Genomic DNA, 20,966 nt, shown 5'->3' with positions numbered 1-20,966 from the left:
GCACGCAGGGTCGATCTACGTGATCGATATTGAGTGCGTTCTATACTGAATTCCATTGCCGAACGACATCATTATCAGTGCCTCACTCATCATCGCACGGTCGAGCCGGCGATTTCGCGGAAGGCCGGGCCGGAGCTCGGCCGAGGCGCGCGGCCGGGATCGTCGGGGCGTGCGGGGCCCGACACGGCCGCGATCGGGTGTGGATCGCGCGCGTCCGATCGGGTTGCCGCGGCGGAGACCGGGGCGCCCGGTTGCCAGGGTTGCCCACCCCGCCTAGACGGGCCCGGCGCGAAACGTGCCTGTCACCCCTCCTCTAGTGCAGAGGTTTTCCCGTGATCACCGGTCCGTGCCTCATCGTCCAGCCGATCCACGCGGCGGGCCTCGACCGGCTGCGGGCGGCCGGATTGGAGCCGCGTCCGGCGAGCGGCACGGATCCCGAGACCCTGGCCCGCGAGGCCGCCCCGTGCGTCGCCGTCATCACCCGCAACACCGGCTTCCCGGCCCGCGCCATCGCGGCGGCCCCGGCCCTGCGGGTGATCGGCGTGCACGGCACCGGCACCGACCACGTCGCCACCGCCGAGGCGACCGAGGCCGGGATCGTGGTGGTCAACACGCCCGGCGCCAACGCCGTCTCGGTGGCCGAGCAGACGCTGGCGCTGATCTTCGCCCTGGCCAAGGCCCTGCCGGAGGCCGACCGCTCGGTCCGACGCGGCGACGACAGCTTCAAGTTCACCGCCCGCCTGATCGAGCTGGCCGGCCTGACGCTGGGCCTCGTCGGCTTCGGGGCGATCGGGCAGGCGACGGCCCGGCTCGGCACGGCCCTCGGCCTGCGGGTGCTGGCCTACGGCCCGAGCCGGCCGGACGCCGACTTCGCCAATGCTGGTGCCCTGCGGGCTCCTTCGGTGGACGCGCTCCTCGCGGAGGCCGACATCGTCTCCCTGCACGTGCCCCTGACCCCGGCCACCCGCGGCCTGATCGGCCGGGACCAGCTCGCCCGGATGAAGCGGGACGCCTTCCTGATCAACACCAGCCGCGGCGGCCTGATCGACGAGGCGGCCCTGGTGGAGGCGCTGGAATCCGGCACGATCGCGGGCGTGGGGCTCGACGTCTTCGCCCAGGAGCCCCTGCCGGCCGACCACCCCCTCGCCCGTCAGGCGCGCGCGATCCTGACGCCCCATGTCGGCGGTTCCACCGGGTCGGCCCTGATCCGCACCGCCGAGACCGCCGCCGGCCGCGTGGTCGACGTGCTGGCAGGCCGGCGGCCGAGCGGACTGGTCAATCCGGATGTCTGGGCGCGGCGGCGCGCCCTGTGATACCCTGAGACGGGTTGCTGCCGCGGGCCGCGCGACCGATCTCCGACCGGCACCTCAGGACGAGGGCGCGGATGGGAAGGCCGCGGTCCAACGGCTCCGACCGCGCCCGGATCACGCCCTTTCGTCCGCACCACGACCGCCCGCCGCGCACGTTGTCATGCAATCGTCGCAGACGGGCCGGAAAGCCACGCGCTGCATCCGAGGCCAGAGAGGGCTCCATGGACTTCCACCGTCGCTTCACGGTCCTGATGTGCGCCCCCGCCTTCGATCCGGACGATCTCGAAGGCGCGCGCGTCAATCAGATCGTGGCAGCCGTGGAGCAGCGCGGCTTCGAGGTGGTGCGCGCCCGGCGGGTCGAGGACGCGGCCATCGCGGTGCAGACCGACGCCGCGGTGGGCTGCCTCGTGGTCGATTGGGGCAAGCGCGGCCTCGACGGCAAGGCCGCCGCCCTCATCGACATGATGCGCAAGCGCGGCCTGGAGATGCCGATCGTCATCATGGTCCGCCGCAAGCGGCTGGAGGACATCCCGGTCGAACTGCTCGATTTCATCGACGGCTACATCTTCCTGGCGGAGGAGACGCCGGAATTCATCGCCCGCGGCCTCGTCAGCCGGGTCACGCAATACGCCCAGACCCTCAAGACGCCGTTCTTCGGCGCGCTCGTCGACTACGCCGAGAAGGGCAACCAGCTCTGGACCTGCCCGGGCCACAACGGCGGCATCTTCTACAACCGGTCGCCGATCGGCCGGATCTTCGTGGAGCACCTGGGGGAAGCGATCTTCCGCGACGACCTCGACAACTCGGTCCTCGACCTCGGCGACCTGCTGACCCACGAGGGCCCGGCGCTGAAGGCCCAGAAGGAGGCCGCGAAGATCTTCGGGGCCGAGAAGACCTACTTCGTCCTCAACGGCACCTCGGCCTCCAACAAGATCGTCCTGTCCTCGCTGATCGCGGAGGACGACCTCGTCCTGTTCGACCGCAACAACCACAAGGCGGCGCATCACGGCGCCCTGTTCCTGGGCGGCGGCATCCCGATCTTTCTGGAAACGGACCGGAACGCCTACGGCCTGATCGGCCCCATGTATCATGAGGCCCTCGACGAGACCCGGATCCGGGAGAAGATCCGCCGGAACCCGCTGGTGACCGATCCCGAGGCGTGGCGCCGGGAGCGGCCGTTCCGCGTTGCGGTGATCGAGCAGTGCACCTACGACGGCACGATCTACGACGCCCAGGAGATCCTGGAGAAGATCGGCCACCTCTGCGACTACATCCTGTTCGACGAGGCCTGGGCGGGCTTCATGAAGTTCCACCCGCTCTACGCCCGCCGCTTCGCCATGGGGCTGACCGGCCTCGACGAGACCTCGCCCGGCATCGTCGCCACGCAATCGACCCACAAGCAGCTCGCGAGCTTCTCCCAGGCCTCGCAGATCCACACCCGCGACGGGCATATCCGCGGCCAGACCCGGCGGGTCGAGCACAAGCGGCTCAACGAGAGCTTCCTCGTCCACGCCTCCACGTCGCCCTTCTACCCGCTCTTCGCCTCCCTCGACGTCGGCGCCCAGATGATGAAGGGCCGCTCCGGCATGATCCTGTGGGACGACACGATCCGGCTCGGGATCGAGTGGCGCAAGAAGGTCCGGGCGATCCGGCGGGAATTCGAGGAGAACGAACGCGATCCCGCAAGGCGCTGGTTCTTCGACCCCTTCGTGCCGGACGTGACGGTGAATGCCGACGGGGCCGAGGTGCCGTGGGAGAGCGTGCCGACCGACGAACTCGCCGCCACGCCGCGCCACTGGGAGCTGAAGCCGGGCGCCCGCTGGCACGGCTTCACCCACGTGGCGCCGGGCTACGCGATCACCGACCCGAACAAGCTCACCGTGCTCACCCCCGGCTTCGACCGGCACACGGGGGCCTACGCCCAGCACGGCGTGCCGGCGCCGATCGTGGCCCAGTACCTGCGTGAGAACCGGATCGTCGCCGAGAAGAACGACCTGAACTCGCTGCTCTTCCTGCTGACCCCGGGGGTCGAATCCTCCAAGGCCGGCACGCTGATCTCGGGCCTCGTCGCCTTCAAGCGGCTCCACGACGACAACGTCCCGCTGGAGGAGGCCATGCCGGAATTCGTCAACCGCCGGCCGAACCGCTACCGCGGCGTGCGCCTGCGCGACCTCTGCGCCGAATTCCACGCCTTCCACCGGGAGGCCGGCACCTCCACGCTCCAGCGGCGCCAGTTCGCCCCGGAGCACCTGCCCGAGATGGTGATGCCGCCCAAGAAGGCCGCCCAGCTGCTGACCCGCAACAAGGTGGATTACGTGCCGATCGCCGAGGCCGAGGGGCGGATCGCCACCACGCTGATGCTGGTCTATCCCCCGGGCATCGGCACGGTGCTGCCGGGCGAGCGCCTGGACGACCGGGCCAAGCCCATGCTCGACTATTTCAAGATGTTCGAGGCCTCCGCCAACCTGTTCCCGGGCTTCGAGGCCGAGATCCAGGGCGTCTACCGCGAGGTCGATCCGGACGGGCGGATCCGCTTCCACACCTACGTGGCACGCGAGGGGGCCTGATGGAGATCGAGGTCGAGACGCCCGGCCTGGTCCCGGCCCGCACCTGCCCCGACATCGTCATCCGCGCCTCCTCGGATGCGGATGTCGAGGCGATGGTGGCGATCTACGAGCACCACATCAGCAGGGGCGTGAGCGATGTCGGCGTCGCCGAGGAGGACCGTCTGCTTCCCGACGACCTGAAGCGGCGGCGCAAGACCATGCGCAAGAAGCGCCTGCCCCACCTCGTGGCCGACCGGGACGGCGCGGTGGCGGGCTACGCCTACGCGGTGCCGTTCCGGAAACGCCCGGCCTACCGCTACACGCTGAAGCACTCGATCTACGTGCATCCCGACCACCTGCATGCCGGGATCGGCCGCCGGCTGCTGCCGGCCCTGATCGAAGCCTGCGCGGCCGGCGGCTACCGCCAGATGATCGGCTACATCGACGCCGAGAACGCGGCGTCCCTGCGGCTCCACGAGGCCTGCGGGTTCGAGCGGGTCGGCTACCTGCGGGCGGTGGGCTTCAAGTACGGCCACTGGTCGGACAGCGTCATGGTCCAGCGGGCGCTGGGCACCGGGTCGGAGGACCGGCCGGGGTAGCGGGCCGGGACGGGGCGGCGTCCGACGCCCGGCCGCCGTCATTGCGAGCGCAGCGAAGCGATCCAGGAGCGCCACACTTACGGAGGGCGCGCTACCCTGGGTCGCTTCGCTGCGCTCGCGATGACGGAGCGCGTGACACCCGCCGAAGGAGTCGACCGGGGCCGGGATCAGTGGCCGGAGGCCGGCTGCGCCGTCGCGACGATGTCGACCTCGACGCCGACATCGAGCGCCACCCATTGGCCCGAGGCCCAGGCCCCCTGGCCGACGCCGAACTCGGTGCGGACGAGGCCGACGCGCCCCACGGCATGCGCCGCGCCGCCGTCGAAGGTCAGGTGGAACGGCAGCGTCACCGGCCGGCTCGTGCCGCGGATCGTCAGCGTCCCCACTGCCGCGTAGTCGCCCTGCCCCTTGTCGACGAAGCGGGTCGCCTCGAAGCGCGCCTGGCTCGCCGCCTTGACGTCGAACCAGTCCTTCTGCGGCAGGGCCTCGTCGCGCTGGACGTCCCCGGTCCGCGCGCTGGCGAGGTCGACTAGCACGAGCGCGTGCCCCGCCTCGGGCTTGGCGGGGTCGAAATCCACGCTGGCCGTGAACCGCTCGAACCGCCCGGTGAACGGGACGCCGACCTGCACGCCCGAGAACCGGATCGCGCTCCGGGCCGGATCCACCGCCCACTCGGCGGCGGCGGCCGGCAGGGCCCCGCTCAGGAACGCGCCCAAGAACGCGCCCTGCAGCGCCGCGAGCAGGCAGAGGTGACGCGCGTTCATCGGGTGGGCTCCACGATCGGGGCGGTCGACGGCCGGCGCCCCGGCAGCATGCGGCGCAGCACGTCGTCGCGCAGGAGGAAATGGTGGCGCAGGGCGGCCGCCACGTGGACGGCGAGGAGGGCCGCCAGGAACCACGCCCCCAGGGCATGGACCTGCTTGAGGAGGCCCTCGGCGGCGGCGGGGTCGGGGACGTGGGCCGCCAGCGGCAGGTGCGGCCAGGGGACGAGGCCGTAGAGCACCGTCGGGATGTTGAACGGCGACAGCGAGACCACGGCCCAGCCGGTCAGGGGCAGCCCGACGAGGAGCAGATAGAGCAGGTGATGCGCCGCCGCGGCCGCCCGCCGCTCCCGCGCCGGCATCCCAACCGGGTGCGGTGGCGGCCGGTGGGTCAGGCGCCAGAGGAGGCGCAGGACCGTCAGCGCCAGCACCGTGACGCCGACCGACTTGTGCCACTGGTAGAGCTGGAACTGGCGCAGCGGCGCCAGGGCCGCGTGCGTCATGGTCAGCCCGAGGCCGATCAGGACGAGCACGGCGAGCGCGCTCGCCCAGTGCAGCAGGATCGCCACGGCGGAGTACCGCCGCGCGGAAACCCCGTTCGCCATGGCCGATCCCCCGGTGTCAGTCCTGCTTCTCGAAGGCGCCCGCGATGGTGAGGTGCAGCTCGTCGCCGATCAGCGGCACGTAGGTCTTCACCCCGAACTCCGAGCGCTTGAGCGTGCCGGTGGCCTCGAAGCCGACCGTATACTTCTTACTCAGCGGGTTCACGCCGGCGCCGACCAGGGTGACGTCCAGCGTCACCGGCTTGGTCACGCCGTGGAGCGTCAGGTCGCCCGTCACCTTCGCGTGGTCCTTGCCGGCCGGCGTGACCTTGGTGGACACGAAGGTCATGTCGGGGAACTTGGCGGCGTCGAGCCACTGGTCGCCCTTGAGCTCGTCGGTGAGCTTGGCGCTGGTGGTCGTCACCGAGGCGACCGGGATCTTCACCGAGAGCTTGGCCGCCGCCGGGTTCTTCGGCTGCAGCTCCAGCGTGCCGGACACGTCCGAGAAGCCGCCGGCATAGTTCGAGAAGCCCATATGGGACACGCGCCAGCCGACCTGGGTGTGGCCGGGATCGACCGCGTAGGTGCCGGCCTGGATCTGCGCCGGATCGCGGGTCGGCGGGGTCTGGGCCAGCGCCGAGGTGGCGACCGGGGTGGCGACCAGCAGGGCCAGCAGGCCGGAGGCGAGAATCGACTTCAAGGGTGTCTCCTGCAGAGCAGACGGTCGAGCGCGATTCGCTGCGCCGCAGCAGCCCTGTAGACCCGTTCACGGCACCGGTTGAGCCTGCTATCCGGAACCCCATGGTTGCGAGAACGGAAACCTTCCGGGGCGGACTCGAGGATGTTCGGGCGTTCTGCGCCGTCGTCGATCTCGGCACGGTGACGGCCGCGGCCGCGAGCCTGCAGGAGACCAAGGGCAGCGTCAGCCGACGGATCTCCCGCCTGGAACAGGCGCTGGGCGCCCGGCTGATGGCGCGCACCTCACGGGCGGTCTCGCCGACGGCCGAGGGGCTGGCCTTCTACGCCAAGGCGCAGGAGAGCCTGACTCTCCTCGACGAGGCGGCCGAGACCGCCCGCGACGCCCGCACGGTGCCGACCGGGCACCTGCGGATCACGACCTCGATCGATTTCGGGATCGAGGTGATGCCCGAGATCGTCGCGAGCTTCCGGACCGCCTACCCGCAGATCACCGTGGAGATGCTGAACACCGACGCGCGCCTCGACCTCGCGGCCAACCGGATCGACCTCGCCCTGCGGCTCGGCGGCGCGGAGGAGACCGGCTACCGCGCGATGGTCCTCGCGACCCTGGCTCTCGGCCTCTACGCCGCCCCCGCCTATCTGCTGCGCCGCCCGGCCCCGACGGACCTCGCGGGCCTGCGCGACCACGACCTGATCCTCGCCCGGGAGCGGATCGGCACGGCGGGACTGGTGCTGACCGACGGGCAGGGCCGTACCGAGCCGCTGGCCTTGAGCCCGGCCATCCGGGTCAGCGACTTCGCCACCGCGCACCGGCTGACCCTGGCGGGCGCCGGGATCGGCCATCTCCCGAGCCTCGTCGCCGCCCGCGCCGTGGAGGCGGGGGAGATCCTGCGGGTGCTCAGCCCCTGGGCGACCCGCGGCGCGCATCTGCGCGCCGTCACCCTCGCGGGGCGCGAATTGCCCGCCCGCGTCCAGGTCTTCCGCGAGCATGTCCGCAGCGCCCTGGCGGCGCGCGACTGCCCCGGCGCCACCCTGGACGGCGACGACCCAAACAGATGACGCCCTCTCTCGCGCCGGAGATGACAGGGGCTGCGATCGGAATGGGCATCGCCCGGGCGACCGCCTAAGCCGAGCGACCCGCCGCCACCCGGTTCGTTCTGCCGTCGGCGGGCCGGTCCATCACGACCGACTTATATCTGCGCCGTGGCGACAGCATCGCTCTGCGCACCGGCGATGCGCACCTACCCCCGGACCAGCCGAAGGATCTCGCCATCCCGTGCGCGACGCACCCTTCCGCCGCGTCGGAGTCGGGGCATCGCGGCGCGGCTCAGCCGTCGCGACCGAGGCCGAGACCGCGGATGATGTCGCCGATCGGATCGATCTTCGGGGACGGGGCGGCCACCGGGGCCGTCTGGGGGGCCGCCGCGACGACGGCCGGCCGATCGGATTGCGCGGTGCGCTCGAGTGCGGCGTGGCGAAGCCGGGCAGTCCGGCGCGACCCACGCTCCGCCCCCTTCGGCCGATGCGTCGCCACGGCCTTCCGCAGCGGTTCGGCCGGACGTGCCATCTCGGCCGGAAGCGGCGCGGTCGGCATCGCCGTGGAGGGGACCGCGGCGGCGATCCGCGGCGTCGGGACAGCCGCCAGCGCTCCGGTGGTTTCCGGTGCGGACGAGCGGGCCGGGGGATTCACCCAGGCGGCCGGCGCGACCGGTGCCGCAGCCGTCACGACCGGACGTGCAGGGCGTGTCTGCACCTCGTAATTGCCCGGATGCAGAATATGCGCGGCCGCCACCAGCCCGAATACGGCAACGGCAGTGGTACCGAGGGTGGAGCGGTAGTGTTCCATGGCGGAAAAACGTACCGCCAAGCTCCCGGTTCCGCGCCATCGAACCGTGCGTCGGCGCAAACAAAAAAGGCCACTCCCGAAGGAGCGGCCCGAAGTCTAGGGAGGAAACGCCCAAGAAGGGCAGCGGGATCGCGACGCCATCGCCATCCCGCAATGCAAAGATAGGATACCGCAGTGCGGCATGCAACGGATCGGACGCCGGGGAGATATGCATATGCTCCCCTGTCGGGCCGCTCAGCCATGCGCCTGAAGCATGTCACCGCGCGGGATCGCGGACGGACCGCGCGACGTGCAGGGCGCCCTGCACGCGGATCTGGCGGTGATGGGTGGACGCGAACGGGATCTAGGCCCCCCCGGACCGACCATCCTGGCCGATGAGCCGCTCGATCTCCGCCTCCGCGACGGCGCGTGCCGCGTGCTCGGAGGTGTACGGGCGGAACGACCCCCGGACCAGCTTGCCGCGGTCGCGGATCGCCCAGGTGAAGCGGCCGGGATCATGCCGGCTCGGCCTGACCTCGACCGTGTAGAGATGCCCGCCCGTCGCACCCATGCTGGGAATGTGCGGAAGCGTCCCGCATCGGGACAGGGGGTGCGACCCTGGGCGTCAGCCCCGGTCGCGAGAGCCGTTCTCCCCGCGTTGCTATGGCGCGCTCCGGACCAGGGCCGGCCGTCCGACCCGCCCCCGTCCTCCTGAGGGGCCGGAGCGCGAGCCCCTCAGGCGGAGAGGGGTGGATCGGAACGCCGCAGAGGCCGCATCGTCGGTCCCGTCACCCCGCGGTGGGGAATCACAGAACCCGGTTGCACCCCGTGCGGGAACGGCCCTAGCGCGCCGGCCGCCGCCGGCCCTGGGCCGGTCCGCGCGGTCCGGCGCCGCCCGCCGGCCGGCCCTCGCTCCGGCCCTCACCCCGAGTCTCGCCCCGAGTCTCGCCCCGAGTCTCGCCCCGAGTCTCGGCCTGCCCCTCGGTCCGGGTCCCGAGCCAGACCACGTGCTTCGGGCCGCTGCCCCGGCCGCTCGCGTGGACGCGCTGCTCGTCGACCGCGAAGCCGGAGCGCTGCAGGCGGCTCTTGAACTTCCGGTCCGGCGCGCCCGACCAGACGCCCAGGATGCCGCCCGGCCGCAGGGCCCAGCGGGCGCGCTTCAGGCCCCAATTGTCGTAGAGCCGGTCGTTCGCCTTGCGCATCAGCCCCTCCGGGCCGTTGTCGACGTCGAGCAGGATCGCGTCGTAGCGCGCCGGGCCGGCCTGGATCAGGCGGTTGACGTCGGCCTCCTGCAGGTCGACCCGCGGATCGTCCAGGCAGCCGGCGAAGACGTGGGCGAGCGGCCCCCGGGCCCAGGCGACCACGGCGGGCACCAGTTCGGCCACCACCACCTGCGCCTCCGGCCCGAGGCCTTCGAGCGCCGCCCGCAGGGTGAAGCCCATGCCGAGGCCGCCGATCAGGATCCGGGCCCGGGGCCGGTCCTGGAGCCGCGCGCAGGTCATCGCGGCGAGCGCCACCTCGGAACCGCTGCGCCGGTTGTTCATGAGCTCGATCGTGTCGGCCATGATGGCGAATTCGTCGCCGCGCCGCATCAGGCGCAGGTCGGTGCCGCCCCCGGGCACGGATCCGGTATCGAGATGAACCCAGGGTATCACGCACACGTCCTCGGCTTGCCGGCGCCCGTCCCGTACGGGCGGCGGAGGGATCGCGGCAGGAGCAAGGCGGCGCCCGGACCCGGCAGTGCGCGTCGCGCAACCCCCTGCCCGGCGACGCACCTTGCCGCGACCGATTCCGGCGGCGTATCAGCACCTATGGCCAAACGCATCAAGTCGAGACCCCAGGAGCGGGGCTCCGTTCTGTTCGATATCGTCTTCACGGACGGTTCACGGGCCTCGAACCGGCGTGTGCCGGCCGAGATCCTCGGCGGCCTGGACGGCGACGAGCCGGCCCGGCAGCTCATTGCCGAGCAGGAGGAAGAGATCGCCCGCAAGGCCGGACGGCCGGGCCGCGCGATCGAGAGCCTGACGCGCTCGCCCGTCGTCAAGCCGAAGCCGGTCGTCTGACCGGAGCGGTCAGGCGCTCTCGGCCAGCCGGCGCAGGACCTCGTCGCGCAGGGCCTCGTTCATCGCCGCGAACCGGGCCTGCAGGCGCGTCCGCAGCCACGGGACCAGGGCGGGAGCGAGCAGGCCTGCGACGGCCACCGCCTGGACGAGGCGGACCCCGTCGGCGGTCTCGAGGATCCGGACCTCGTGCTCGCCGACGAGCAGGGGCGGCATCGTGAGGCCGCCGCGCCAGGCGAGGCGCCGGCCGGGCTCCCAGCCGGTCACCGTCACCTGGCGCGTCCGGTAGGCGCGGCCGTTCAGGGTCCGCTCCAGGCGCCAGCGCGCGCCCTCGCGCAGGCGGCCCGCCGCCTTGCGGATATACGGGTTCCACGCCGGGTAGGAATCCAGATCCGTCAGCACGGACCAGACGAGTCCGGCCCGCGCGGGGATCGCGATCTCCGTGCTGCTGATCCGAACGCCCGTCATGCCTTTCCTCCCGTCGCCCTCCCGCCGCCCTCCCGCCGGCGCCCGTTCGCCCCGGCCGCTCCCGCTCTCCGAGACCGCGCGCCGCCCACCCGGCGGTTCAGACCGCGCCCTCGACCACTTCCAGCGCCCGCAGGATGGCGAACCCGATCCGCTCGGCCTCGGTCTCCGCGTCGGCGGGGAGCAGCGCCACGGTCTCGACCCCCCGCTCGTCCTCCGGACCGACCACGACCCGGATCACGTCGCCCTCGACCGCCGACGGGTCCCGGATCAGGCCGACCCGATGGCCGGCCCCCGTGCCGAAGACGCGCAGGGGCGCCTGGGCGGGATCGGGCTCCGGTTCCGGCGCGGGGGTGCGGGGGACGCCGAAGGCGGGGCGGATGACGTTGTCGTCGGACATGCGGAACCCAGTCTCCGTTCGTACGCGGGTGCCGGTGCGGGCGGGGCTCAGGCCGGCCCGGTCCGGGGGGCGGCGAGACCCGCCGTCGCGAGCACCGCGTCGGCCAGCACCTCCAGGCCGGCCCCGGCCCAGGCCGGCGTGATGCTCTCGGCCTCGTTGTGGCTGATCCCGCCGTGGCAGGGGCAGAACACCAGGGCCGCCGGCACCGCGCGGGCGCAGTAGACGGCGTCGTGGTAGATCGCGGTCGGCATCCGCGTCCAGGCATGGCCCCGCGCCTCCGCCGCCGCCTGGACGCGATCCACCAGAACCGGATCGAACGGGGTCGGGGGCGCCCGCCAGAACTCCGAGACCTGGATCGTGACGCCGCGCCCGGCCGCCAGCGCGTCGGCCCGGGCGCGGATCCGCGTCCCCATCGCCTCCAGCTGCGCGGTGTCGCCGTGGCGGGTGTCGAGGCTGAACCAGACCCGGCCGGGCGTGATGTTGCGGCTCGCCGGCTCCGCCTTCAGCACGCCGACGGTGGCGCGGCCGCGCTCGCCCCCCTCGCCGACCGCCGTCTCGGCGATGTCCTCCAGCGAGGCGATCAGCGCCGCCGCGGCCATCATCGCGTCCCGCCGGCCCGCCATGGGGCTGCCGGCATGGGCCTCCTCGCCCAGCACGGTGATCTCGTACCAGATCTGGGCGAGCGCCCGGTCGACCACCCCGATGGTGAGGCCGGCCTCCTCCAGGCGCTTGCCCTGCTCGATGTGGAGCTCGAAATAGGCGCCGATCTCCCGCAGGGCGGCCGGATCCGCCGTGCCCTGCCAGCCGATGCGCCGCAGCGCGTCGCCGAAGACGTGGCCCGCGAGGTCCCGGGTCGCCAGGATGTCGGCCTCCGGGACGATGCCCATGGCGACGCCGCTGCCGCTCATCGGCGGGGCGAAGCGCGCGCCCTCCTCGTTGCACCAGTTGATCAGCAGGAGCGGCGCCTCGGTCTCGATCCCGGCCTCGTGCAGGGCGCGCATGATCTCGAGCCCGGCCAGCACGCCGAGGGGTCCGTCGAACTTGCCCCCGGTGGGCTGGGTGTCGAGATGGCTGCCGATGGCCACGGGCTTGCGGCTCGGATCGCGCCCGGGGCGGTGGAAGATCATGGTGCCGACCCGGTCCACGGTGAGCGTCAGCCCCGCCGCCTCGCCCCAGCGTTGGAACAGGGCGCGGCCCTCGGCGTCGCGGTCAGTCAGGGCCTGCCGGTCGTTGCCGCCGTTGGGGAGCGCGCCGATCCGGGCGAGGTCCATCAGGCTGTCCCAGAGCCGGACCTGCGAGAGCGGGAGGTTGATGCGGTCCACCGTGCGCTCCATGGTGCCTCTGCCGAATGCCGACCGGACGGTGCAGGTTACGGCGCACCGGCAACCCGCACCAGGGTCGGGCGACGCGCGTTCCGGCGGCCGGGCAGCGGCCGTCCCGGAGCCCGGGGCGGAGTGCGGAATTCTCTCCGATCGCGCGGTCTACCCATCATTTGTGATCGAACTTTCTCTGCCGCAGCGATGTGGATCCGGTCTTTGTGCCGTGATGGGACGACCGAGACCTGTCGAGGAACGCCGAGATTCGCCCTGCGCCGCATCGATGTCTTCCTCGGCCGCAATGCGACCCGAAACTCGGCGGCCGCGACGCCGCGTATGAAGCTTTCGACCGGGACGATACTGGACATCCGGCTTGCCGCGCGCATGTGGCGCGGATCAATCTGTCCATCATCGTACAATCATCGATACTAGCCAGTTCGGAGAGGATTCCATGATGCTGGCTTCTACGGCAGCCTCTGCCCTGCAGGCCGCCGGACTGATCGGACTCTGGGATACGGACGTCCGGGCCGGCCGGTCGGTGCTCGACACGGGCGCGGCGTCTCTTCTGGCGGGGGACCCGCGGCTCGCCGGGACGCCGCTGCCGCTGGACGCCGCCCTCGGCCGCATCCACCCGGCGGACCGGGACTGGGTGTTCGGCCGGATCCACCATGTCCGTCGGACCGGGGGCCCGGTTTCGCTGGAGTTCCGCATCCTGACCGGGGCGGGCGAGACCCGCTGGATCCTCAACCGCGGCTGCCTGACGCCCGACGCGGACGGCGCGCTGCGGGGGCGCGGCGCCTATATCGACGTGACGGATCTCCATCCGCCGTCGGTGCGGGACGCGGAGGGCAGCGGCGCCGCGCAGGGGGCCGACCTGAACGTCGCGGCCGACCACGGCATCGCGGTCCACGCGGCGCTGGAGCGCCACGGGGACCCTTATCTGAAGACGGTCTCGGAGATGCTGCTCCTCGGGATCGGCCGTGCGCTGGCGCGGCGCGAGCCCTGAGGAATCCGCAGGCTCAGGTGCGCCAGGGATGGGCCGGCAGTTCGGTCTGGCCGATGGCCTTGGCGCCGGCTTCCGCGACGGTGTGGTCGTTCTCCACCGTCGAGCCGCTGACCCCGATGGCGCCCGACATCACGCCGTCGGCGTCGACGATCGGGATCCCGCCCGGGAAGGTGATCAGCCCGTCGTTGGAGTGCTCGATCCCGTAAAGCGGACCACCCGGCTGGGACAGCTGGCCGATCTGGCCGGTCATCATGCCGAAGAACACCGACGTCTTGGCCTTCTTCTGGGCGATGTCGATGGACCCGACCCAGGCATCGTCCATGCGGTGGAACGCCTTGAGGTTGCCGCCGGAATCCACCACGGCGATGCACATCTGGGTGCCGAGCTCGACGGCCTTCGCCCGCGCGGCCGCGATCGCCGTCTCGGCCTGCTCGATCGTCACGTGCATGGGACACTCCCGTTCGCGTTGTCTGCGCGACAGGCTGTGACGGTTTGAAGCGCCCGGCGCAAGATCGACCGCAGATCGGCGGCGCGCTCAGCCGGCGCGCTCCCGGGCGGCGCGGATGCGCTCCAGGAGGTCGGCCGCCAACGCCGCGCACCCGGCGGAATCCGGGCAGGGCCGCTTCCACACCACCCGTCCCTCGCGCAGGATGACGTCCGCCTCGGCGGCCATCGCGGGTAGCGGCCGGTCCGGCCGCAGATCGGCCGCGACGCCCTGCGGGCCGCCCCGGAGCCGGGCGACGCCCAGCGCGCAGCAGGATGCGCGCAGCCGCGCGAGGTCGAACAGGGCGAGCACCGGCGCGGGGGCCGCGCCGAACCGGTCCTCGACCTCGCCGGCCAACGCTTCGATCGCCTCGGGATCCTGCAAGCGCAGGAGGCGCGTGTAGAGGCTGAGGCGGATCTCGGGCTCGGGGACGTAATCCTCGGGAATGCGGCTCGGCAGACCGAGTTCGATCTCGGGGCTCCAATCCTCGGCGCGCTCGCCCTTGGCGGCGGTGAGCGCCAGCTGCAGCAGGTGCTGGTAGAGGCCGAGCCCGACGAGCTTGGCGTGACCCGCCTGATCCTCGCCGACGAGGTCGCCGGCGCCGCGCAGATCGAGGTCCCGGGCGCTGACCGCGAAGCCGGCGCCGAGGCGGTCCAGGGCCTCCAGGGCCCGCAGGCGCTGGAGCGCCGCCGCCGGGGGCGGCGCTGCCGGGTCGCTCAGCAGATGGACGGTGCCGCGCCGCTGGCCGCGGCCGACGCGGCCCCGGAGCTGGTGGAGCTGCGCCAGCCCGAACCGGGCGGCCTCCCAGACCAGCATGGTGTTGGCCCGGGGCACGTCGAGACCGCTCTCCACGATGGCGGTGGCGAGCAGGACGTCGCCGTCGCCATCCGCGAAGCGGACCATGACCTCGTCCATGGCGGAGGGCTTGAGATCCCCGTGCGCCACCAGGATGTCGAGGCCCGGCACGAGGGCGCGCAGCCGCTCGGCCATGGGGCCGATATCCTCGATCCGCGGGCAGACCACGAAGCTCTGGCCGCCCCGGCGGTGCTCGCGGATGAGCGCCTCGCGGACCGCCTCGGCGTCGAAGGGCGCCACCACGGTCCGGACCGGCTGGCGCAACGCCGGCGGCGTGGCCAGCACGCTGAGGCTCTGGAGGCCGACGAGCGCCGCCTGGAGCGTGCGCGGGATCGGGGTCGCGGTGAGCGTCAGGACGTGGCCGCCATCCGCGAGGCGGCGCAGGTCGGCCTTCATCTTCGCGCCGAAGCGCTGCTCCTCGTCGATCACGGTCAGGCCGAGATCCGCGAAGGACACCCCGCTGCCGGCGAGCGCGTGGGTGCCGACCACGAGCCGGATCGTGCCGTCGGCGAGCCCCGCCTTGACGCGCTTGGCCTCGGCCGGCGCCACGAGGCGCGAGAGCTGCGCCACCTCCACGCCGAACCGCCCGAAGCGGCGGCGCAGGGTCTCGGCATGCTGGCGGGCCAGCACGGTGGTCGGGGCGATCAGCGCCGCCTGCCGGCCGGAGAAGATCGCGGCCGCGAGCGCCCGGAGCGCCACCTCGGTCTTGCCGAAGCCGACATCGCCGCAGACCAGCCGGTCCATCGGCCGGCCGGAGGCGAGGTCGGCCATCAGCGCATCGACCGCAGCCGCCTGATCGGGCGTCGGCGCGAAGCCGAAGCCCGCGGCGAACCGCTCCATGTCCCGGGCCGGGGGCGACAGGACCGGCGCCTCCGTCTCCCGGCGGGCGCGGGCGGCCTCCAGCATCAGGCGGGCGGTCCGCGCCATGGTGGCCTCGGCCTCCAGGCGGCGCCGGGGCCACGTGCCGCCGTCGAGCTTGTCGAGGGTGACGGCGTCGGGCTCCGGACCGTAGCGCCAGATCCGGTCGGCCTGGGTCACCGGCACCATCAGGATCGCGTCGCCGGAAAAGCGCAGGCGCAGGGCCTCGGAGGGCTCCTCGCCCCGGGTCGTCACCGCCTCCAGCCCCTCGAACACGCACAGGCCGTGATCCCGGTCGACGGCCACGTCGCCGGGGCGCAGGTCGACCTCGCCCATGGGCAGGATCGCCCGGGCGCCCCCCGTGACGGCGGCCTCCGGGCCGAACAGGTCGGCGGCGGCGATCACGGTCGCGCCCTGCTCGGGCACCCGGAAGCCGGCCGCCAGCGGCGCCTCCAGGGCGAGGACGTCGCCGGGTGCCGCCTCGGCGACGTCGGCCCAGGCGTCGATCAGCCGGATCGGGCGCTCGGCGATCTTGCCCGCCTGGCGCACGAGGCGCCGGAGCGGCCGGACCGAACCGGCGAGCACGACGACGTCGCCGGCCTTCAGCCGCTCGCGCAGGACCTTGGCGAAGGCCGTTCCCGGCCGGCGCTCGCCGGCGAAGGTCGGCATGGCCCGGGGCTCCCCGGCCGCCTCGGTGACGGCAAGCCGGCCGTGCGCCGCCACGATGGCGCGCCACGCCTCCGGCGTCAGATAGAGGGCGGCGCCGGGCTGCCCCTGCGCGTCGCGGGCGGTCAGCCGGCCCCGCGCCTCGTCCATCTGCTCGAAGAAGGCGTCGACCCGGGCCTGCGTGCCGTCCTCGACCGCGAGGCGCGCGCCGGGCACGTAGTCCAAGAGGGTGACGAGGCGGGGGTAATAGCGGTCCAGGCGATGCTCCTGGCCGGTGAAGGGCTCGAAGCTCTGGCCGGATCCGGGCTCCAGGATGATCTCGGTGGCGGGATCGATGACGAGTTCGTCCGCCTCGGCCACCGAGCGCTGCGAGATCGGGTCGTAGGAGCGGATCGCCGTGACGCGCCCCTCCGCGTGCTCGATCCGGCAGGGCCGCGGCGCGGCGGCGGGGAACACCTCGACGGTGCGGCCGCGGACGGCGATCTCGCCGGGCTCGTCGACCCGTTCGTCGAGGATGTAGCCGAGGCGCTTCAGGTCGGCGGTCGCGGCGGCGACGTCGAGGGGGTCGCCGACCCGCAGGGTCACGCGGGCCGAGGCCCAGGTCTCCGGCGGCGGCACGCGCTGCACGAGGGCGGGGGCGGTCGTCAGCACGAAATCCGGCAGCGCCTCCCGGTCGGTCAGCCAGCGCAGCACCGCGGCCCGGGCGCCCATCATGGCCCGCGACGGCGAGGCGTGGTCGAAGGGCAGGCAGTCCCATTCGGGATAGATCGCGACCTGCGCGTCGGGATCCAGCGCCCGGAGGGTCGCGGCGAGGTCCTCGAGGCGGCGGGCATCCCGGGCGACATGCACCACCGGACCCGGGCCCTCGGCATAGGCCAGGAGCGCCACCGCCAGGGCGCCGGTGGGCATCAGCGGCGCGTCCTCCAAGCCCTGATGGGCGCCCGCCTTCGTCCTGCGCTTGGCCATGCCTGATCCGAACCCGTCCCTCTTGAGCCGGCAACGCCGCACCGCCCCCGCGGGCTCCCGGCCGCGGCGATCCGATCCACAGCCGTGACCGCGCGGCCTCCGGTGCGGTCCGCGCCGGCACAGATCACGAAGACACCGCAGCGGGCGCCCGGACGGGATCGTCGGCCCGGACAAGACTTGGCCGGCGCCTGTGAAACCATGTTGTCGCCGACGATCCGATGCGAATGTCGACTAATGGACTGTCGCGGAATGCTTGGGCTGGTCGCGCCGCCGGGCCCGTGAGGCAGAGTTTCATTAGGGAGGCGCGGGCGCTTACGCTATGACGGTCCCGTGTCGCAGACCGAGACAATATCCCGCCCGTCGGGTTTCGAGCCCGAGCATCCCCAGCGGCTCGCCGCCTTGCGCGCCTACGCCATCCTCGACACGCCGCCGGAGCGCGCGTTCGACGAGATCGCCGAGATGGCCGCCCAGGCCTGCGGCACGCCGATGGCCCACATCAATTTCGTCGATGCCGACCGGCAGTGGATCAAGGCCGCGTTCGGCCACCCCGCGCGGGCGATGCCGCTCGATTTCGGCTTCTGCACCGAGGCCATGCGCGAGGACGGCGTCCTCGTGCTGCCCGATCTGGCCGCGCTGCCGGACCGCGCCGCCAATCCGCTCGTGGCCGGCGAGCCGCACCTGCGCTTCTACGCCGGCGTGCCCCTGGTGACGCCGGACGGCTGGGCCATCGGGACGCTCTGCGTCCTCGACCGCGTCCCGCGCACCCTGACCGACCAGCAGATCTTCATCCTCAAGGCGCTCGCCCGGACGGTGATGACGCAGCTGGATACCCGGAATGCCGAGGCCGCCCTGCGCCGGAACGAGGAGCGCTACCGCTCGCTGTTCACCTTCATCGATGCCGGCTTCTGCCTGGTCGAGCTGACGTTCGAAGACGGCCGGGCGGTCGATTACCGCTTCCTGGAGGCCAATCCCGCCTTCGAGCGGCAGACCGGCCTGACGGACGTGGTGGGGCGGTGGATGCGGGACATCGCCCCCGATCACGAGCAATGCTGGTTCGACCTCTACGGCCGCGTCGCCCTGACCGGCGAGCCGGTCCGCGTCGAGCAGGCCGCCAAGGCCCTCGGCCGCTGGTACGACGTGCACGCCTACCGGGTCGACGGGCCGGGCCGGAACCGCGTCGCGATCCTGTTCAACGACATCACCGAGCGCCGCCGGAGCGAGATCGCACTCCGCGCCCGGGAGGCGGAACTCCGGCTGGTCGCGGACGCGATGCCGGTCCTGATCGCCTTCATCGACCGCACCCTCACCTATCGGTTCGCCAACGCCGCCTACGAGTCCTGGACCGGCTGCAGGCCCTCCGAGGTCGTCGGGCAGACCGTGCGGATGCTCATCGGTCCCGAGGCCTTCGCGATGCGGCAGGCCGCCTTCGAGCGGGTGCTGGCCGGGCAGGAGATCCGCCGGGAATGGACCTGGACGCTCCCGAACGGCGAGACCCGCGTCGCCGACACCCGCTACCTGCCGCGCCGGGGAGCGGACGGAGGGGTCGACGGATTCTACGTCTTCGCCCACGACGTCTCGGAGCGGAAGCGGATCGAGGCGCTGCTCCAGTCCCGGGCGGAGCGCCTCGAAGCGCAGGTCGCCGCCCAGACCCGCGACCGCGACCGGGTCTGGACGCTGTCGCCGGTGCTGAAGCTCGTCGCGGACCGGGACGGGCGGGTCCAGTCGGCGAACCCGTCCTGGAGCCGGGCGCTCGGCTGGTCGGAGGCCGAGACCCTGGGCCGGGCCGCCCTCGACTTCGTGGCCGCCCCGGAGCGGGCGGCCGCGCAGGCGGCGCTGCGGCCCCTCTGCGACGAGAGCCGGGTCGAGGATGTCGAACTTTCCTGTCTGACCCGCGCCGGCGACCGGCGCCGGGTGCTCTGGACCGTCGTGCCGGAGGACGGGCTGTTCTACGGCTTCGGGCGCGACATCACCGAGCAGCGGCAGGCCGAGGAGGCCCTGCGGCAATCGCAGAAGCTGGAGGCCATCGGCCAGCTCACCGGCGGGGTGGCCCACGACTTCAACAACCTCCTGACCATCATCCGGTCCTCCATGGAATTCCTGCGCCGGCCCGACCTCGCCGAGGAGCGCCGCCGCCGCTACGTCGACGCGGTCTCCGACACCGTGGACCGCGCGGCCAAGCTCACCGGCCAGCTCCTCGCCTTCGCCCGGCGCCAAGCGCTGAAGCCCCAGGTCTTCGACATCGGCGCGCGCCTGCGCAGCATCGCCGACATGCTCGACTCGGTTACCGGCGCGCGCATCCGCGTCATCATCGAGCTGCCGGAGACGCCCCGCTTCGTGCGCGCCGACGAGAGCCAGTTCGAGACCGCGCTGATCAACATGGCGGTCAACGCCCGCGACGCCATGCGTGGGGAAGGCAGCCTGACCCTGCGCCTGGAGGGCGAGTGCCCGATGCCGCCGATCCGCGGGCATGCCGGCGCGCCGGGGCCTTTCGTGGCCGTGCGGGTTTCCGATACCGGCGGCGGTATCCCGGACGCCGATCTGGGGCGGATCTTCGAGCCGTTCTTCACCACCAAGGAGATCGGCAAGGGCACCGGCCTCGGCCTCAGCCAGGTCATCGGCTTCGCCAAGCAGTCGGGCGGCGACATCGACGTGGCGAGCACGCTCGGGCGCGGCACGACCTTCTCGCTCTACCTGCCCCAGGTCGAGGCGCCCGCAGAGGTCGCCGAGGCCGACCGCGACCGCCGCCGGGCGGCGGAACCGCGGCGGGGCCTGTGCATCCTCGTCGTGGAGGACAATCTCGGGGTCGGCCGGTTCTGCACCCAGATCCTGGAGGATCTGGGCCATGCCCCGGTCTGGGCGAAATCCGCCGAGGAGGCGCTGGGCGAACTCGGGCGGACGCCCGACCGCTTCGACGTGGTCTTCTCCGACGTGGTTATGCCGGGGATGGGCGGCTTCGCCCTCGCCCGGCAGCTCCAGGCCGACCGTCCCGACCTGCCGGTGGTGCTGACCTCGGGCTACAGCCACATCCTGGCCACGGACGACGCCCACGGCTTCACCCTCGTGCGCAAGCCCTACTCCGCCGAGCAGCTCGCCCAGGTCCTCTACGAGACGGCGAAGCGCGGCGGGCAGCCGGCCGCCCCGGCGCCGCAGCCGGGCGGCGCTGACGGGGCGCGCGATCCTTAACCGCCTTCGCCCGAATTCGTCCGCGTTCTAACCTAAGCATTTTGGGCCACACCGGACTGGATGTATTGTATTCGCCTCGACAATCGGGGCGCGAGACCGCCATGCCGCTGACCGGACGCTTCTGGTTCCGCCGGACCTGGACCGGCAAGCTGATCCTGCTCGTCGAGGAGGAGCGCGGGCGCTGGTTCCGTCGCCACCTCGGCCGCAAGCTGCGCTGGCGCGATGCGCGGCTCCTCGACCTCGCCGAAGCGCCCCTGCGGAACCTGATGACGCTGGAGCGGACCTACCGCGCCGAGTTTGGACCCGGAGACCTGCGCCGGCCGGTCGGAATCGCTCCGGTGACGGGCGCATTGCCGTTGCGACGCGGCGTTTCGGATCCAGGAACAAGACCACCTGTGTCGAGTTGATGCCGGGCCAGACGGTGC

19 protein-coding genes are annotated in these 20,966 nt (G+C 72.6%); 8 read left to right on the top strand and 11 right to left on the bottom strand.

Annotation, left to right across the window (positions count from 1 at the left end):
* The first annotated feature begins 332 nt into the window (after window positions 1-332).
* From P9K36_RS25490 to P9K36_RS25480, 3 genes are all read left to right on the top strand, one after another.
* Window positions 333-1,313 (top strand): hydroxyacid dehydrogenase, encoded by a 981-nt coding sequence (locus P9K36_RS25490; RefSeq protein ID WP_278306203.1) that lies wholly within the window; start codon window positions 333-335, stop codon window positions 1,311-1,313.
* 218 nt (window positions 1,314-1,531) lie between these two features.
* The gene (locus P9K36_RS25485; protein ID WP_043348722.1) at window positions 1,532-3,877 is read left to right on the top strand and encodes an Orn/Lys/Arg decarboxylase N-terminal domain-containing protein; all 2,346 of its coding nucleotides are present in this window, start codon (window positions 1,532-1,534) and stop codon (window positions 3,875-3,877) included.
* Window positions 3,877-4,455 carry a GNAT family N-acetyltransferase gene (locus tag P9K36_RS25480; RefSeq protein ID WP_043348725.1) on the top strand — a complete coding sequence of 193 codons (579 nt, stop codon included), beginning with the start codon at window positions 3,877-3,879 and terminating at the stop codon, window positions 4,453-4,455. The genes P9K36_RS25485 and P9K36_RS25480 overlap by 1 nt, the downstream gene beginning before the upstream one ends.
* Before the next feature lie 167 nt (window positions 4,456-4,622).
* Here P9K36_RS25480 and P9K36_RS25475 read toward each other — a convergent pair whose 3' ends face one another.
* Genes P9K36_RS25475 through P9K36_RS25465 form a run of 3 tightly spaced genes read right to left on the bottom strand, consistent with a single transcriptional unit; the run spans window position 4,623 to window position 6,458 of the window.
* Entirely contained in the window at window positions 4,623-5,219 is a 597-nt protein-coding gene (locus tag P9K36_RS25475) for a YceI family protein (RefSeq protein WP_052083698.1), read from the bottom strand.
* Window positions 5,216-5,821 (bottom strand): cytochrome b, encoded by a 606-nt coding sequence (locus P9K36_RS25470; RefSeq protein ID WP_043387087.1) that lies wholly within the window; start codon window positions 5,819-5,821, stop codon window positions 5,216-5,218. Before P9K36_RS25470 ends, P9K36_RS25475 begins: the two co-directional genes overlap by 4 nt.
* Window positions 5,822-5,837: 16 nt before the next feature.
* Complete coding sequence (locus tag P9K36_RS25465; protein ID WP_043759663.1) at window positions 5,838-6,458, bottom strand: YceI family protein; 621 nt, start codon at window positions 6,456-6,458, stop codon at window positions 5,838-5,840.
* 101 nt (window positions 6,459-6,559) lie between these two features.
* On the opposite strand from P9K36_RS25465, the gene P9K36_RS25460 reads away from it, so the two are divergent.
* Window positions 6,560-7,516: a LysR family transcriptional regulator gene (locus P9K36_RS25460; RefSeq protein ID WP_043348741.1), complete on the top strand. Its 957-nt coding sequence runs from the start codon at window positions 6,560-6,562 to the stop codon at window positions 7,514-7,516.
* Between the two features lie 268 nt (window positions 7,517-7,784).
* On the opposite strand, the gene P9K36_RS25455 is transcribed toward P9K36_RS25460, so the two are convergent.
* The 3 genes from P9K36_RS25455 to P9K36_RS25445 form a co-directional block, all read right to left on the bottom strand.
* A complete protein-coding gene (locus P9K36_RS25455) occupies window positions 7,785-8,324 on the bottom strand; it encodes a hypothetical protein (RefSeq protein WP_244447695.1) in 540 nt (179 codons plus the stop codon).
* A gap of 322 nt (window positions 8,325-8,646) precedes the next feature.
* Entirely contained in the window at window positions 8,647-8,853 is a 207-nt protein-coding gene (locus P9K36_RS25450) for a hypothetical protein (RefSeq protein ID WP_043348747.1), read from the bottom strand.
* Between the two features lie 271 nt (window positions 8,854-9,124).
* Window positions 9,125-9,937 (bottom strand): hypothetical protein, encoded by an 813-nt coding sequence (locus P9K36_RS25445; RefSeq protein ID WP_278306202.1) that lies wholly within the window; start codon window positions 9,935-9,937, stop codon window positions 9,125-9,127.
* A gap of 156 nt (window positions 9,938-10,093) precedes the next feature.
* Here P9K36_RS25445 and P9K36_RS25440 point away from each other — a divergent pair, with 156 nt between their 5' ends.
* Window positions 10,094-10,345 carry a hypothetical protein gene (locus P9K36_RS25440; protein WP_043348754.1) on the top strand — a complete coding sequence of 84 codons (252 nt, stop codon included), beginning with the start codon at window positions 10,094-10,096 and terminating at the stop codon, window positions 10,343-10,345.
* Window positions 10,346-10,354: 9 nt separating this feature from the next.
* Here the strand turns inward: P9K36_RS25440 and P9K36_RS25435 are convergent, their stop codons facing one another.
* The 3 genes from P9K36_RS25435 to P9K36_RS25425 all read right to left on the bottom strand — a co-directional run bounded on the left by P9K36_RS25435 (window position 10,355) and on the right by P9K36_RS25425 (window position 12,541).
* Window positions 10,355-10,810 carry an SRPBCC domain-containing protein gene (locus P9K36_RS25435; protein WP_043348757.1) on the bottom strand — a complete coding sequence of 152 codons (456 nt, stop codon included), beginning with the start codon at window positions 10,808-10,810 and terminating at the stop codon, window positions 10,355-10,357.
* Between the two features lie 97 nt (window positions 10,811-10,907).
* On the bottom strand, window positions 10,908-11,207 hold the full coding sequence (locus tag P9K36_RS25430) for a hypothetical protein (protein WP_043348759.1): 300 nt from the start codon (window positions 11,205-11,207) through the stop codon (window positions 10,908-10,910).
* A 47-nt stretch (window positions 11,208-11,254) separates the two neighbouring features.
* Window positions 11,255-12,541, bottom strand: a complete 1,287-nt coding sequence (locus tag P9K36_RS25425) for a Zn-dependent hydrolase (protein WP_043387079.1) — start codon at window positions 12,539-12,541, stop codon at window positions 11,255-11,257.
* A gap of 433 nt (window positions 12,542-12,974) precedes the next feature.
* Here P9K36_RS25425 and P9K36_RS25420 point away from each other — a divergent pair, with 433 nt between their 5' ends.
* A complete protein-coding gene (locus P9K36_RS25420) occupies window positions 12,975-13,529 on the top strand; it encodes a PAS domain-containing protein (RefSeq protein ID WP_043387077.1) in 555 nt (184 codons plus the stop codon).
* Between the two features lie 13 nt (window positions 13,530-13,542).
* Here P9K36_RS25420 and P9K36_RS25415 read toward each other — a convergent pair whose 3' ends face one another.
* On the bottom strand, window positions 13,543-13,977 hold the full coding sequence (locus P9K36_RS25415; RefSeq protein WP_043355601.1) for a heme-binding protein: 435 nt from the start codon (window positions 13,975-13,977) through the stop codon (window positions 13,543-13,545).
* An 87-nt stretch (window positions 13,978-14,064) separates the two neighbouring features.
* The gene (locus tag P9K36_RS25410; RefSeq protein ID WP_170867494.1) at window positions 14,065-17,358 is read right to left on the bottom strand and encodes a DEAD/DEAH box helicase; all 3,294 of its coding nucleotides are present in this window, start codon (window positions 17,356-17,358) and stop codon (window positions 14,065-14,067) included.
* Between the two features lie 330 nt (window positions 17,359-17,688).
* On the opposite strand from P9K36_RS25410, the gene P9K36_RS25405 reads away from it, so the two are divergent.
* Both P9K36_RS25405 and P9K36_RS25400 read left to right on the top strand, forming a co-directional pair.
* Entirely contained in the window at window positions 17,689-20,541 is a 2,853-nt protein-coding gene (locus P9K36_RS25405) for a PAS domain-containing protein (RefSeq protein ID WP_111473546.1), read from the top strand.
* Between the two features lie 101 nt (window positions 20,542-20,642).
* A complete protein-coding gene (locus P9K36_RS25400) occupies window positions 20,643-20,948 on the top strand; it encodes a hypothetical protein (protein ID WP_043351637.1) in 306 nt (101 codons plus the stop codon).
* The last annotated feature ends 18 nt before the right edge of the window (window positions 20,949-20,966 follow it).

This window comes from Methylobacterium sp. 391_Methyba4, from assembly GCF_029691625.1.
GTDB lineage: Bacteria > Pseudomonadota > Alphaproteobacteria > Rhizobiales > Beijerinckiaceae > Methylobacterium > Methylobacterium fujisawaense.
This window is presented reverse-complemented; position numbering and strand designations above follow the sequence as displayed.